The organism is Chryseobacterium sp. 7, assembly GCF_003663845.1.
In the GTDB taxonomy this organism is placed as follows: domain Bacteria; phylum Bacteroidota; class Bacteroidia; order Flavobacteriales; family Weeksellaceae; genus Chryseobacterium.
Window position 1 is genome coordinate 1,260,253 of record NZ_RCCA01000001.1, and the last position, 12,455, is coordinate 1,272,707.

The 12,455-nt window shown below is 36.7% G+C and carries 13 protein-coding genes; 7 read left to right on the forward strand and 6 right to left on the reverse strand.

Features of this window, described 5'->3' with window-relative positions; genetic code table 11:
- Positions 1-6: 6 nt before the first annotated feature.
- Positions 7-1,389 carry a DUF1800 family protein gene (locus tag CLU97_RS05890; RefSeq protein ID WP_121487097.1) on the reverse strand — a complete coding sequence of 461 codons (1,383 nt, stop codon included), beginning with the start codon at positions 1,387-1,389 and terminating at the stop codon, positions 7-9.
- A gap of 365 nt (positions 1,390-1,754) precedes the next feature.
- Between CLU97_RS05890 and CLU97_RS05895 the strand changes: the two genes are divergently transcribed.
- From CLU97_RS05895 to CLU97_RS05920, 6 genes are all read left to right on the forward strand, one after another.
- Complete coding sequence (locus CLU97_RS05895; protein ID WP_121487098.1) at positions 1,755-2,318, forward strand: hypothetical protein; 564 nt, start codon at positions 1,755-1,757, stop codon at positions 2,316-2,318.
- 116 nt (positions 2,319-2,434) lie between these two features.
- Entirely contained in the window at positions 2,435-3,484 is a 1,050-nt protein-coding gene (locus tag CLU97_RS05900) for a glucokinase (protein WP_121489665.1), read from the forward strand.
- Positions 3,485-3,627: 143 nt separating this feature from the next.
- The gene (locus CLU97_RS05905; protein WP_121487099.1) at positions 3,628-4,194 is read left to right on the forward strand and encodes a YceI family protein; all 567 of its coding nucleotides are present in this window, start codon (positions 3,628-3,630) and stop codon (positions 4,192-4,194) included.
- A 78-nt stretch (positions 4,195-4,272) separates the two neighbouring features.
- Positions 4,273-4,899 (forward strand): YceI family protein, encoded by a 627-nt coding sequence (locus CLU97_RS05910; protein ID WP_121487100.1) that lies wholly within the window; start codon positions 4,273-4,275, stop codon positions 4,897-4,899.
- Between the two features lie 122 nt (positions 4,900-5,021).
- Entirely contained in the window at positions 5,022-5,669 is a 648-nt protein-coding gene (locus CLU97_RS05915; RefSeq protein ID WP_121487101.1) for an alpha/beta hydrolase, read from the forward strand.
- 102 nt (positions 5,670-5,771) lie between these two features.
- Complete coding sequence (locus CLU97_RS05920; RefSeq protein WP_121487102.1) at positions 5,772-7,115, forward strand: ammonium transporter; 1,344 nt, start codon at positions 5,772-5,774, stop codon at positions 7,113-7,115.
- A 47-nt stretch (positions 7,116-7,162) separates the two neighbouring features.
- Here CLU97_RS05920 and CLU97_RS05925 read toward each other — a convergent pair whose 3' ends face one another.
- Together CLU97_RS05925 and CLU97_RS05930 are read right to left on the reverse strand one after the other, a co-directional pair.
- Positions 7,163-7,786 carry an FMN-dependent NADH-azoreductase gene (locus CLU97_RS05925; RefSeq protein ID WP_121487103.1) on the reverse strand — a complete coding sequence of 208 codons (624 nt, stop codon included), beginning with the start codon at positions 7,784-7,786 and terminating at the stop codon, positions 7,163-7,165.
- Positions 7,787-7,845: 59 nt separating this feature from the next.
- Positions 7,846-8,424: a Crp/Fnr family transcriptional regulator gene (locus CLU97_RS05930; RefSeq protein ID WP_121487104.1), complete on the reverse strand. Its 579-nt coding sequence runs from the start codon at positions 8,422-8,424 to the stop codon at positions 7,846-7,848.
- 182 nt (positions 8,425-8,606) lie between these two features.
- Here CLU97_RS05930 and CLU97_RS05935 point away from each other — a divergent pair, with 182 nt between their 5' ends.
- Positions 8,607-10,025, forward strand: coding sequence for an L-serine ammonia-lyase (locus CLU97_RS05935; protein WP_121487105.1), 1,419 nt, complete (start codon positions 8,607-8,609; stop codon positions 10,023-10,025).
- Positions 10,026-10,134: 109 nt separating this feature from the next.
- On the opposite strand, the gene CLU97_RS05940 is transcribed toward CLU97_RS05935, so the two are convergent.
- The 3 genes from CLU97_RS05940 to clpP all read right to left on the reverse strand — a co-directional run bounded on the left by CLU97_RS05940 (position 10,135) and on the right by clpP (position 12,390).
- Positions 10,135-10,977, reverse strand: a complete 843-nt coding sequence (locus CLU97_RS05940) for a prephenate dehydrogenase (RefSeq protein WP_121487106.1) — start codon at positions 10,975-10,977, stop codon at positions 10,135-10,137.
- Positions 10,978-11,240: 263 nt separating this feature from the next.
- Positions 11,241-11,621 (reverse strand): YciI family protein, encoded by a 381-nt coding sequence (locus CLU97_RS05945; protein WP_121487107.1) that lies wholly within the window; start codon positions 11,619-11,621, stop codon positions 11,241-11,243.
- An 82-nt stretch (positions 11,622-11,703) separates the two neighbouring features.
- Entirely contained in the window at positions 11,704-12,390 is a 687-nt protein-coding gene (clpP, locus tag CLU97_RS05950; protein ID WP_027373257.1) for an ATP-dependent Clp endopeptidase proteolytic subunit ClpP, read from the reverse strand.
- Positions 12,391-12,455: the final 65 nt, after the last annotated feature.

Genomic DNA, 12,455 nt, shown 5'->3' on the forward strand with positions numbered 1-12,455 from the left:
TGCAACCTACATCAACTGGTATTCCGGAGTAGACATCAGGTTGATGACATTCATTTTTATGCTCCTGTCTGAAAAATTTTTTACAGAGCTCATATCAAGGCTTTGCGTATTCTGAAGAAGATAATCTTCACAGTTTTTATTGGCGAAAAGCTTTTCAATACGACCCCAGTCGATGGTAATATTCGGGTTTTTAAAGTTTTTATTTAAAGCTGTTTCACGGGATTTCATGCCCATATCTATGTCATCATCCTGTCGGGGACTATATTCTAAAGGCCGAAGCCCGGACCAGATCTGCGGAACCTGAAGTCTCAACATCAGAGTAGAGCTGTCGATCCATGATTTTCCATTAGGCCAGCCAGCTACATTGGGTGGATAAAGCAGCATTTGCCCTAATAATTTCTGATACACAATGAGGTTTTCAGGATTCTGGATTTGCATAGGAAGAATCCTCATGATTCCTGCCATAAGTTCTACAGGAGATTTTATACGGTTTCCTATATTTTTTTGATCATAAAACCATGAACTTGAGAATATCTCAGTCATCAGTTTCTTGATGTCATATCCTGAACTGTAGAAATTGGCACTGAGTTGATTAACAATCTCCTGATCAGTTTTTTCATTGACGAAGAATTTGTAAATTTTTGTCGTAATAAATTGTGCCGTAGCTTTTTGATCCAGAATAATATTGAGAACATCATTGCCGTCAAAGTTCCCGGTTTTTCCTAAAAAGGTTTTGCTGCCTTCATCATGGAGATTTTTCCTTTCTTTAAAATTTCCTTCCTTATCATAACTCCATCCGGTAAAGGCTCTGGCTCCTTCTCGTACATCTTTTTCCGTGTAATTTCCTCTTCCCATGGTAAATAATTCCATCACTTCCCGGGCGAAATTTTCATTAGGATGATCCTTTTTATTCTGTTGATTATTCAAAAAATTAAGCATCGCCGGCGACTGGCTTACCTCAAAAAGCAGATCTTTGAAATTTCCCAGTGCATTTTTCCTGATCGTATTTAAAAGCTGTTTGTTAAACCTTGGATTTTGTACTCTTGATGCAAAATGCCCATGCCAGAAAAACGCCATTTTTTCTCTCATCTGTTCCTTGCTGTTCACAATAGAGTTCAGGAAATTCAGGTTCAGCTCATTATTTTGTTCCCTGTTAATCCGCTGCATTTCTTTCTTCTTTTCCGCGGGAGCAGTACTGTTCATATAATCTGCTGCCAAAACGGGATCCGGAGTATCATAAGTGATCTCGCTGAAGCTGTCTTCTTTAAATAATTCATTCATCAGCGTTTTTATGTTCTTATTTTTCAAATCGTCAATTTGATTAACTCCAACACCGAAACCTGCCCGCCAAAGAAGATGCTTGTTTTGTAATAATGAATCAGCCATCATGAAAGAATTTATTTTTTTGATGTATTTCGAAGGTAAAGGTTAAACTAATAACGGGTTAAGGTTTGTTAATATTGTTGAAGGGGGCTGGAGGCAGGAAGCAGAAAAACTTTGCATTATAGAAATAGAATTGGTTTTATAGAAGTATATTTCTTCCAGCATCCGGCTTCCAACTTCCATTTCCTCTTAATTCACTTTTTATCATCTTTTTTAGATAAATTTTGTTAAACAAACATTTAAATTTTGTTAAAAATAATTCATTGATATTCATTGGTTTACGAATTGATTGAGTGTTAAAATCAAAGAAATAGCCTTGCTTGGCATGATTTTTACATCCTCTTGCTTAGTAAAATTTAAAAATTAGAGTTATGAAAATGTTTAAACAAGCAATAGTACTGGCTGGTATTTTAACAGCAGGTATAGCAAGCGCTCAAAGTTCTCAGATGAATAATATGATCAAAGTAGGCGCAAATGTTGGTTTAGCAGTTCCCTCAGATAATCTTTCTGCAGCAGTAGGAGTGGATGTAGCTTACCAGAACCTGATTACACCAGGATTTGGTTTAGGTATCGCATCAGGATATACACACTATTTTGGAAAAGAGAACAACGGGTATAAAAATAATGATGTAGGAGTAGTGCCTGTGGCAGCTTTAATCAGAATTTACCCAAAACAAACCGGTTTCTATTTCGGAACTGATTTAGGATACGGATTCCTTGTTGGAGACAAAACAGTAGCATCCAATACCAATGTTGAAAGAGCTAGCGGAGGTTTCTACATCAAGCCGGAGATCGGATACCACAACAGAGACTGGAATTTCTTCGTACAATACCAAAAGGTTTTTGTAGGAACGAAAGGAGATTTGCCAGGTCAGGACTATAATGTGGGGAATATCGGTGTAGGATTCGGTTACAATATTCCATTAGGAAAGTAGTTAGATTTAATATATAAACAATTATTAACCAAAACCTTTTCACGAAAGTGGAAAGGTTTTTTCGTTCTGTGCAGGATTTACAAAAACAATTATTATATTTGGTAAAATTTGAGGTTATGATTCTGAATCCAAAATTTCCACTTTATTTACCAGGAGTAGAGAACAGTAATAATGATAATGTTTCTATCATTGGAGCAAGCCTCCGTGAAGATATAACAATCTTAGGCTATTTCGTTTCCGGGAACGGAGGTCTTGAGATACAAGTACAAAATACATATGCAACCAAAGAATATGCTTCTTTTTCAGATATATTGAAGAAGTTTATTCAGGATAATCAGCTGCAAAATGTAAAACGTCTGGGAATGGCAGTACCAGGTCCTGTATTGGATGGAAGAAGCAACCCTGCAAGGCTGGGATGGCATTTAGATGTTGCTGAATATGCCCGCGATTTCGGGTTTGAAAAAGTAGACATGCTGAATGACCTTGAAGCTTCTGCCTACGGAATGGCTCTTCTTGAAGACAACGATCTGGAAGCTATTTATACCAGCGGACATCTTGAAAAAGGAAATGTTGCGGTTCTTGCCCCGGGAAATGGGTTAGGAGAAGCCGGATATTTCTTTGATGGAAAATACCTGAGACCTTTCGCAACAGAAGGAGGACACTCTGAGTTTTCACCGAGAACCAACGTGGAAGTTGAGTTTTACCAGTTTTTAAATAATATCTATGGTATTGTAAGCTGGGAAAATGTACTTTCCAAGTCAGGATTATTCAATATCTACAGATTCTTAAGAGATGTGAAAAGACATCCTGAGCCGGAATGGCTGGGAGAGCGCCTTGCACAGGGAAATTTCGTAGAGGAATTATACAAAGCTGCTGTAGAAGAAAATGTTCTGATCTGCAGAATTGCTTTAGATACTTTCCTGGAGTTTCTGGCAAGAGAGGCTAATAACCTTACATTAAAGCTTAAAGCTACCGGAGGGTTACTGATTGCCGGAGATATTCCACAGATTGTAAGAGAATACATAGACAAGGCGAAATTCTATGAGAAGTTTAAGATCAGTGATAAAATGGAGGAAATGCTTAGAAGCACTCCAATCTATCTGGTCAAGCAAAATCATACTGCATTAAATGGTATAGCGCTTTATACAGCTTACTACCAAGTATAAGATACAACTCCGGATTTTCCCGGAGTTTTTTTATGGGATGATATTATTCATGAAAATAATAATTTTTATTGATATACATCAATGAAATCTATTGAATAAGATACCTACCTTTGTATCGTTAAATAAGTAAACAATTCTATTCAATGAAAAAAATATTTTTATTAGCAGTATTAGCTGGTGGATTAGCTTTCGGACAGTCAAAAAAAGTAGTAGCGTCTGACGTACACTGGTGGGGATATAAAGTAGCAAAATCTGAGGCTAGTTCTCATGACGGTACTGTGAAAGTGAAGTCTGGAGATATGGTAATGAAAGGAAACCAATTGGTAGGCGGAAGCTTCGTGTTGGATATGACTTCTATTACTTCTACTGACCTTACAGGAGAATATCAGCAAAAACTAAACGGGCACCTTAAGAATGGTGACTTCTTTGAAGTTGAAAAATTTCCTACAGCAAGCTTCAAAATTACAGGAGTAAAGAAAAATAACGATAAAGTTTATAGCTCTCTTGTAACAGGTAACCTTACTGTAAAAGGAAAAACAAGCCCAATCTCTTTCCCTGCTAAGATTTCTTATAGTAAAGGAGTGGTAAGTTTAGTATCAAACAAATTCTCTTTCGACAGACAAAAATTTGATGTAGCTTATAAGTCTACCATGCAGGATGTTTTTGTGAAAGATGATATTGATATGCTTGTAAAGGTAACTGCTCAATAAATTAATCAAAAAAAGATTATTAAAAGTGTAGAAGTTCTACACTTTTTTTTATTTTTGTTGAATTGTAAATAAAAAAGAATGAAAAGATTACTATTGTTTGCTATGGTGTGCGCAAGTATATCATTTGTTTCTGCCCAAAAGAAATTTGATAAGGTTGCAAAAGTGACTTCATCAGAGATCAGATGGTGGGGATATAAAGTGGTGAAAACCGAAGCTTCTTCCCACTCTGGAACGGTAAAGTTAAAAAGCGGAAAATTCAACTTTGACCACACGGTTCTGGTAGATGGAGAGTTTGTAATAGATATGAGAAGTATGATGGCAGGTGATGTTTCTGACGAAGATCAGATCAAACTTACCAACGATTTGAAAAGTACAAACTTCTTTGAAGTAAAAAAATTCCCTGTTGCAAAATTCCATTTGACTAAAATTATTCCTTTGGCAAACAGTGAATACAATTCTACAGTATACGGTGACCTTACTCTTAAAGGTGTGAGAAAAACAATTTCTTTCCCTGCGAATGTATACGTTACCCAGTTTACAACCTCTATTGAATCTGCAAAGTTCTCTCTGAACAGAAGAGACTTTAAAGTATTCTATCAGTCTTCATTAAAAGATTATTTTATTAAGAACGAAATGGACATTCAGTTCAAAGTTTCTACGGAAATGCTGGACAACGAAAACAGAGCTCCGAAAAAGAAAAAATAAGATCATTTATTTGATTACTATCAATGAGCCGTTCATCAGAATGGCTCTTTTTTATGACTTTATTCAATAAAGATTTGTGGAAGCCATTCCCTGTTTCTCTGTATTTTTTATAAATTAGTGGTATGAAAATTTATATCGTAAGCGGTCTGGGAGCAGACTTTACAGTCCTTGAAAGAATATCGTTTCCCAAACACTGTGAATTGATTTTTATAGATTGGCTGATCCCCGAAAAAGACGAACCTTTTGATGCCTATGTTAAAAGAATGGCAGAAAAAGTAGATGATTCTGAACCATTCTGTCTATTAGGCTATTCTTTTGGAGGAATCATAGTGCAGGAGATTAACAAATTAAAGCCTGCGGAAAAAGTGGTGATTTTGGGAAGCATAAAATCTGATAAAGAGAAATCCAACTTTATAAAAACCGGAGGGCTTACTAAAATCCCAAGGCTGCTTCCTGTGAGACTTTTTAATGATAAAGCAGCCAATGTGTATGCCGGTATCAGAAAACTTTTTGATCCTAAAAACCCAAAAGTACTGCAATACTTCAGAGTGAGAGATCCTTACTATCTGAAATGGTCTGTAGAAAAGGTTTCCGAATGGAAATTTGAAGAAACCCCTAAAATAATTCAGATTTTAGGAGATAAAGACATTGTCTTTCCAATCAGAAATTCAAAACCGGATTACGTGATCAAAGGTGGAACCCACTTATTTCCGGTAACAAAATACAAAGAAGTTTCTAAAATTTTGAATGAAGTGTTTTGTGAAAAATAAAAATATTATCAAATTGATGATGTTTTTTTAGGGGTGTTTTGTTTTAAAATATAATTTTTATGAAATTTATGTTTAAATTTGATAGGGTTAAATATAAATTTTATGAAAGTAGGATTAAAATGGATCGTTTCATTTTCTGTCATCACACTTGTAGCCATAGGAGGTTTATTCTGGAGTCCGGCTGCAGTTATTCCTGAGACGGGAGAATTTTTAAGCGAAGATAAAATTGTAGGCGCTGATGTGGCCTGGATTTTGGCCGCGGCTGGACTTGTCCTGCTCATGACACCAGGACTTTCTTTTTTTTATGGAGGAATGGTCGGCAGGAAAAATGTAATTTCTACCATGCTGCAGAGCTTTATTGCTTTAGGAGTCATCTCTATGGTTTGGGTCGTAGTAGGCTTTTCTTTGTCATTCGGTGAATCTCTGGGCATTACCATTGCCGGAAAACATTACGGTATTATCGGTAACCCATTAAGTTATCCATTTTTTAACGGGGTAGGAAATCTGCCTCATAAACTGATGGCACCTACGATTCCGTTTATTCTGTTTGCCCTGTTTCAGATGAAATTTGCAGTTATTACTCCGGCTATTATTACCGGATCTTTTGCAGAAAGAGTTCGTTTTATTTCTTATTTACTATTTATAGTTCTTTTCAGCATCTTTATTTATACCCCGCTTTGTCATATGGTATGGCATCCTGATGGCCTTTTAAACAAATATTTTGGAGTCAAAGACTTTGCGGGCGGAACCGTGGTGCATATGAGTGCCGGTTTTGCTGCACTTGCCGGAGCCATGGTGGTAGGAAACAGAAAAAATCCGCATCATGAGCCATCCAATATTCCGTATGTACTTCTGGGAACAGGAATGTTGTGGTTCGGATGGTTTGGTTTCAATGCGGGATCTGCATTGAGTGCTTCTGCATCTGCTGCTACCGCTTTTGGAACAACTACCATTGCTTCTGCTTCAGCAATGATGACCTGGATCTTTTTCGACAGAATTAATGGAAGAAGTGTTTCTGCTTTGGGTGCCTGCATCGGAGCCGTCGTGGGATTAGTGGCCATTACTCCCGGATGTGGTTTTGTAAGCATTCAGGAAAGCCTTTTTATAGGGTTCATTACAGCGATTGTTTCCAATGTAATAGTCAATTGGAAAGGTTTAAAGAAAATAGATGATACGCTGGATGTTTTTGCCTGTCATGGAGTAGGGGGAATTATGGGAATGATTCTTACCGCCATCTTTGCTCATGGTGAAAGAGCAAGCTTACTGCATGGAGGACTAGATGTTTTTCTTCATCATATGGCCGCTTTGGTTTTGGTTTCTGTTTTTACATTCTTCGGTTCGTTGCTTTTATATAAAATTACGAATGCTATTATTACCCTCAGGGTTTCTGAAGAATCTGAAAATAAAGGGCTTGATCTGTCTCAGCATGAGGAAAGTTTCAGCTGATAAAAAGGGCAAAAGTTTTACCTGATGCCCTCAGTGGTACTTATAATTTATTGAATGGATTCAATCGCTTCAAAGATTTTATTTTTAGAATTTTCAAAGACTTCACCTCCAAATTCTTCGTTATCTAAAGAATGAATGGTAACATCATTTACACCCATAATTCCGAAAATATGCTTCAGATACGTTGTTTGAAAATTGATATGGGCGTTCTTTTCATTTTCTCCGTATCCGGTATCACCGCGGGTTGAGAGAATAAAAAGCTTTTTATTTTCAAGAAGTCCTACATAATCACCATCCGGAACTCCGGATCTGAATTTCCAGGTTTCATTAATCCGCATCACCTGATCAATATAAGCTTTCAATCCGGAAGGAATAGACCAGTTGTACATGGGTGTTCCAATTACATACACATCATGTTCCTTGAGTTCTTTGACGAGTTCATTACTGAGTTGTAAAGGCTTTTGGTTTTCTTCGGTTTTGTCTGCCGGTTTTTTGAAAGCGCCTGCAATCCAGGATTCATCAATATTGGGAATAACATCAGTTCCGGCTTCTCTGTAAGTGAAAGAGTCAAGAGGATATTTGGCCTTCCAGTTTTCAACGAAAAGCTGGGTCAGTTTTCTGCTGTAAGATCTTTCATTTCTTACACTGGCATTAATAATCAGTATTTTCATTTATTAAAAATTTATACTACAAAATTCCTGATTATTTAATCCTGAAAAATTGATCTGGTTCAAGAGGACTTATTTTTTTTCCTGATCCGGCTGATAAATTCTGCTGAAACTCCCAGGTAAGAAGCAATGAGATATTGAGGAACTCTGGAGGAAATATCGGGGTACGTTTCCAGGAAGTCGTAATACTTTTGTTCTGCTTTGTACATATGATTGAATACGACTCTTTTTTCAAGAGTTCCAAGATAACCTTCCAGAATAATTCTGAAATATTTTTCTAAGGCTGGAATTTCCTTCAACATTTTTTGAAAGGAGTGATGACTGATCTGTAGAAGCTTTGTTTTTTCTACCGCCTGAATATTATAAATGGAAGGCTTTTGCTTTGAAAAACTGGCAATATCTGTGGCCCACCAATGATCAATAGCTAAAAAGAGAATTTCTTCATTTCCGTTTTCCTCATTAATGCAGAAAGCTTTTAAAACTCCCGAAATAATATAACTGTCATGACGGCATATTTTTCCATTTCTCAACAGAAAATCACCTTTTTCCAATGTCTTTTCTGTCCAGAAACTTTTACAGGCTGCTATTTCTTCCGGACTTAATTGGACATGTTGCAGAATGCTTTTAATTAATGTTTCCATTTAAAAAAAAATGATTAAAAAGAACAGTGTAATGATATATTTGATTGAAATTCATACGATCAGTTCAATTACAAAAATACTTATTTTATGGACTGTCAAAACCAAATAAATCTGGGATTTTGCTATGCATATATTAGGATTTATCATGTATCTTTGTTTTTGAGGAAAATGACGAATCATTTATGGAATCAATATCGGTTTTTGAGATTATTAAAGTAGGGATAGGTCCGTCCAGTTCGCATACGATGGGACCTTGGAATGCAGCAGCTGCATTTATCAGGATTATAAAAAGAGAAAGATCAATAGAAGAAGTTAAAGAGGTTTTTCTTGAATTCTTTGGCTCGCTCGCCAAAACGGGGATTGGGCACGGAACTGATATTGCAGGAATGCTAGGCTTAAATGGAGAAGATTTTAAGACCATCAATACTTCAAAAATTGATGAGAAAATAGATTATATCAAAAATACTCAAACCATTAATCTGGGAGGAGAGAAAATTATTCCATTTGTTTACGGACATCATTTGATTTTAAATATGAAAAAGAGCCTTGATTTTCATCCTAACGGAATGATCTTCAGAGCTGTTTTCGAAGACGGAACAGAGCTTGTGCAGGATTTCTACTCTGTAGGAGGTGGTTTTATTGCCAGCCAGGAAAAAAACTCTATTCAAAAGCAGTGTGTTCGTACATTATACCCTTGTCATAAGGCTTCGGATATTGCAAAATATTGTGAAAAGCTAGGATTTGATAAAATGTCAGATTTGATTTTTATGAATGAAGAAAGCTGGAGAACTCAGGAAGAAACAAGACAGGAAGCACTTTATATATGGCAGCAAATCAAAGAATGCATTTATAAAGGTGTTAATAAAGAAGGAATTCTTCCGGGTGGACTGAATGTTACCCGAAGAGCAGCAGGAATCAATAGAAAACTGTTGGGAGATAAGATTTATAAAAATAAAGATGAATGGTTCCAGCAGGTGGTAGATGCTGAAGAGAACTTTACCAATATTAACAAATGGATTGCCTGTTTTGCACTGGCAGTGAACGAAGAGAATGCAAGTTTCGGAAGAATTATTACCGCACCTACCAATGGAGCGAGTGGAGTAATTCCGGCAGTATTGATGTATTCTCAGGCATTTACACCATTTATCAGTGAAGATGATATTGTAAGATTCTTGCTTGTGGCAGGAGAAATCGGGACATTATTCAAGAAAAATGCGACTATTTCAGCAGCGATGGGAGGATGTCAGGCAGAAATCGGAGTGTCTTCTGCAATGGCAGCAGCCGGACTTACAGAGATTCTGGGTGGAAGCGTAGGACAGGTATTGATGGCAGCAGAAATTGCAATGGAACATCACCTTGGATTAACGTGTGACCCAATTAAAGGATTGGTACAGATTCCATGTATCGAAAGAAATACAATGGGTGCCATGAAAGCAATTACGGCAGCCAATATCGCACTGGAAAGTGATCCTACCAAGGCAAAGGTAACATTGGATGAGGTGATTCTTACCATGTGGGAAACTGCTCAGTCTATGAGTGACCGTTTTAAAGAAACTTCCGAAGGCGGACTGGCTATCGCAGTTAACGTTCCGGAGTGTTAATAGAAATAACATTGTAATACAACATAAAACCCTTAGGCATTTCTGACTAAGGGTTTCTTAATAAAATAAAAGTAAAAACCGTTGGGCTTTTAGTATTGTGTGGAATTGATTACCTTAAAATTCCTCTGATTCTGTTGGCATTGGTGATCAGTTCTTCAAGGTATTCATAATTCTCTTTTTCAAGGGCAGATTTGAATTTTCTGAGCTGTGAGATATGTTCATTCAGAACATCCAGCACATTTTCTTTGTTTTGTTTAAAGATGGGAACCCACATTTCAGGATGCGATTTGGCAAGACGTACCGTACTTGAAAAACCGGAACTGGCAAGCTGAAAAATAGTTTCTTCCTCACGTTCTTTTTCCAGTACCGTATTGGCAAGTGCATAAGAAGTGATGTGGGAGATATGGGAAATATAAGCGGTATGGACGTCGTGATCTTGTGCATTCATGTAGATCATGTGCATATCAAGGGCATTGACTACCTTTTCAACAATATTCAGGGCATCTTCTGCGGATTCTTCTTTGTTGCAGATTACCCCGGCTTTTCCGGAGAAACTTTCTGCAATAGCGGATTTCGGACCGTTATTTTCTGTTCCCCACATCGGGTGGAAAGCTACAAATCTTGAACGTTTCGGATGGTCTTTTACAGCATTTACAATTCCAGCTTTTGTAGAACCTGCATCCATTACCGTCTGCTGATCAGTTATTAAGTCAAGAACAGAAGGTAATAGTTTTCTGGCAGCATCTACAGGAATAGCCAGGATAATCAAATCCGAATTTTTAATTCCATGCTCAAGATCTACTCCGGCATCAATAATTTTAAGATCTAATGCGTCACTGATATGCTGTGTATTGTTATCGATTCCGTAGATGAAGCTGGCGATGTTTTTCTCTCTTAATTTCAAAGCCATCGACCCTCCGATTAATCCTACTCCAATAATACTTATTTTCATCTTTATCTATTTTTTTAAATAAAAAAACCTCGTCCCTAGGACGAGGTTTTAAATTATATTCATAAGAATCCCTATCCCAGAGCTGAGGTAAAAATTCTATAATAATATGTTCCGTTGTTAAAATTCACATCGCAAAGGTAAAAATATTTTTTAAATGAAACGAAATTTCTTTTCTAAATTATATATAGATGGGATGAATTGTTTTTTTTGAGGATGGGTTTTTATATATTTCTATTGATCTTAAAAAAAATAATCATCGCCTGTTAATTTGACGGATAAATAAAATCGGTTTCCTCTTCTTTCATTTTAATGGGTCGGATTTCAATGGTTGCTGACGGAACGTATTCAAACTCCGGGTTCTCTTTCGCTATTTCAATGGCCTCATCCATAGTGTTGGCACGAATATGATAATATCCTACGTGAACTTCCTTATTAGGATCTACAGGGGTCTTAACCCAAGCTTCATTGTCTTTGGAAAGTATAAAACCTTCACGAATGATTGGCTGTGCCGCTATAAGCATGTTTTCATTTTTGAGCCGTGTAATATAGACTTCACATTTTTTTATAAATGCCAGATGTTCATTAGCAGAAAGAGCCATCTTTGCATCTCCGGCATTACGGATATAAAACATAAATTCTTTCATATTGTGTTTTTTTAATCCTCAAAAATAAAAAAAAGAACACATCTTATGATATGTTCTTTTTTTTAAATATTCTTAAAATAGATTATTTTTTCTCTGTAGATCTTTGTAAAACCTCATCTACCATTCCGTAGCCTTTAGCTTCTTCAGAAGTCATCCAGTAATCTCTGTCAGAAGATTTCTCTACCCATTCATACGTTTGACCTGAGTGATGACCGATGATTTCATAAAGCTCCTGCTTTAATTTCAGCATCTCTCTTAAGTTGATCTCCATATCAGAAGCAACCCCCTGAGCACCTCCTGAAGGCTGGTGAATCATAACTCTTGAGTGCTTAAGTGCAGAACGTTTTCCTTTTTCTCCTGCAACTAATAATACAGCTCCCATTGAAGCAGCCATACCTGTACAGATAGTTGCTACATCAGGCTTAATGATCTGCATCGTATCATAAATACCTAGACCTGCATATACACTACCACCAGGAGAGTTGATATAGATCTGAATATCTTTTGACGGATCCGCACTTTCTAAGAATAAAAGCTGAGCCGTAACGATGTTTGCTACCTGATCATCAATACCTGTTCCCAGGAAGATAATTCTGTCCATCATCAGACGGGAGAAAACGTCCATCTGAGCAACGTTCAATCTTCTTTCTTCCATGATGTACGGAGTAAGATTGGTTGGGCCATACATTCCCATATACTGATCGGTAACCAAACCGTTGTTTCCTAAATGCTTTACAGAGAAATCTCTGAATTCTTTTTTAATGTCCATATTTCTATTATGTATTATTTTTTAAATATTCTCAAGGTTTAAATTACAATATTTATTCCTAAAAT

Coding starts and splice junctions, on each gene's coding strand:
- CLU97_RS05890 (WP_121487097.1), bottom strand. CDS start 1,389: ATGATGGCTGATTCATTATTACAAAACAAGCATCTTCTTTGGCGGGCA.
- CLU97_RS05895 (WP_121487098.1), top strand. CDS start 1,755: ATGAAAATGTTTAAACAAGCAATAGTACTGGCTGGTATTTTAACAGCA.
- CLU97_RS05900 (WP_121489665.1), top strand. CDS start 2,435: ATGATTCTGAATCCAAAATTTCCACTTTATTTACCAGGAGTAGAGAAC.
- CLU97_RS05905 (WP_121487099.1), top strand. CDS start 3,628: ATGAAAAAAATATTTTTATTAGCAGTATTAGCTGGTGGATTAGCTTTC.
- CLU97_RS05910 (WP_121487100.1), top strand. CDS start 4,273: ATGAAAAGATTACTATTGTTTGCTATGGTGTGCGCAAGTATATCATTT.
- CLU97_RS05915 (WP_121487101.1), top strand. CDS start 5,022: ATGAAAATTTATATCGTAAGCGGTCTGGGAGCAGACTTTACAGTCCTT.
- CLU97_RS05920 (WP_121487102.1), top strand. CDS start 5,772: ATGAAAGTAGGATTAAAATGGATCGTTTCATTTTCTGTCATCACACTT.
- CLU97_RS05925 (WP_121487103.1), bottom strand. CDS start 7,786: ATGAAAATACTGATTATTAATGCCAGTGTAAGAAATGAAAGATCTTAC.
- CLU97_RS05930 (WP_121487104.1), bottom strand. CDS start 8,424: ATGGAAACATTAATTAAAAGCATTCTGCAACATGTCCAATTAAGTCCG.
- CLU97_RS05935 (WP_121487105.1), top strand. CDS start 8,607: ATGGAATCAATATCGGTTTTTGAGATTATTAAAGTAGGGATAGGTCCG.
- CLU97_RS05940 (WP_121487106.1), bottom strand. CDS start 10,977: ATGAAAATAAGTATTATTGGAGTAGGATTAATCGGAGGGTCGATGGCT.
- CLU97_RS05945 (WP_121487107.1), bottom strand. CDS start 11,621: ATGAAAGAATTTATGTTTTATATCCGTAATGCCGGAGATGCAAAGATG.
- clpP (WP_027373257.1), bottom strand. CDS start 12,390: ATGGACATTAAAAAAGAATTCAGAGATTTCTCTGTAAAGCATTTAGGA.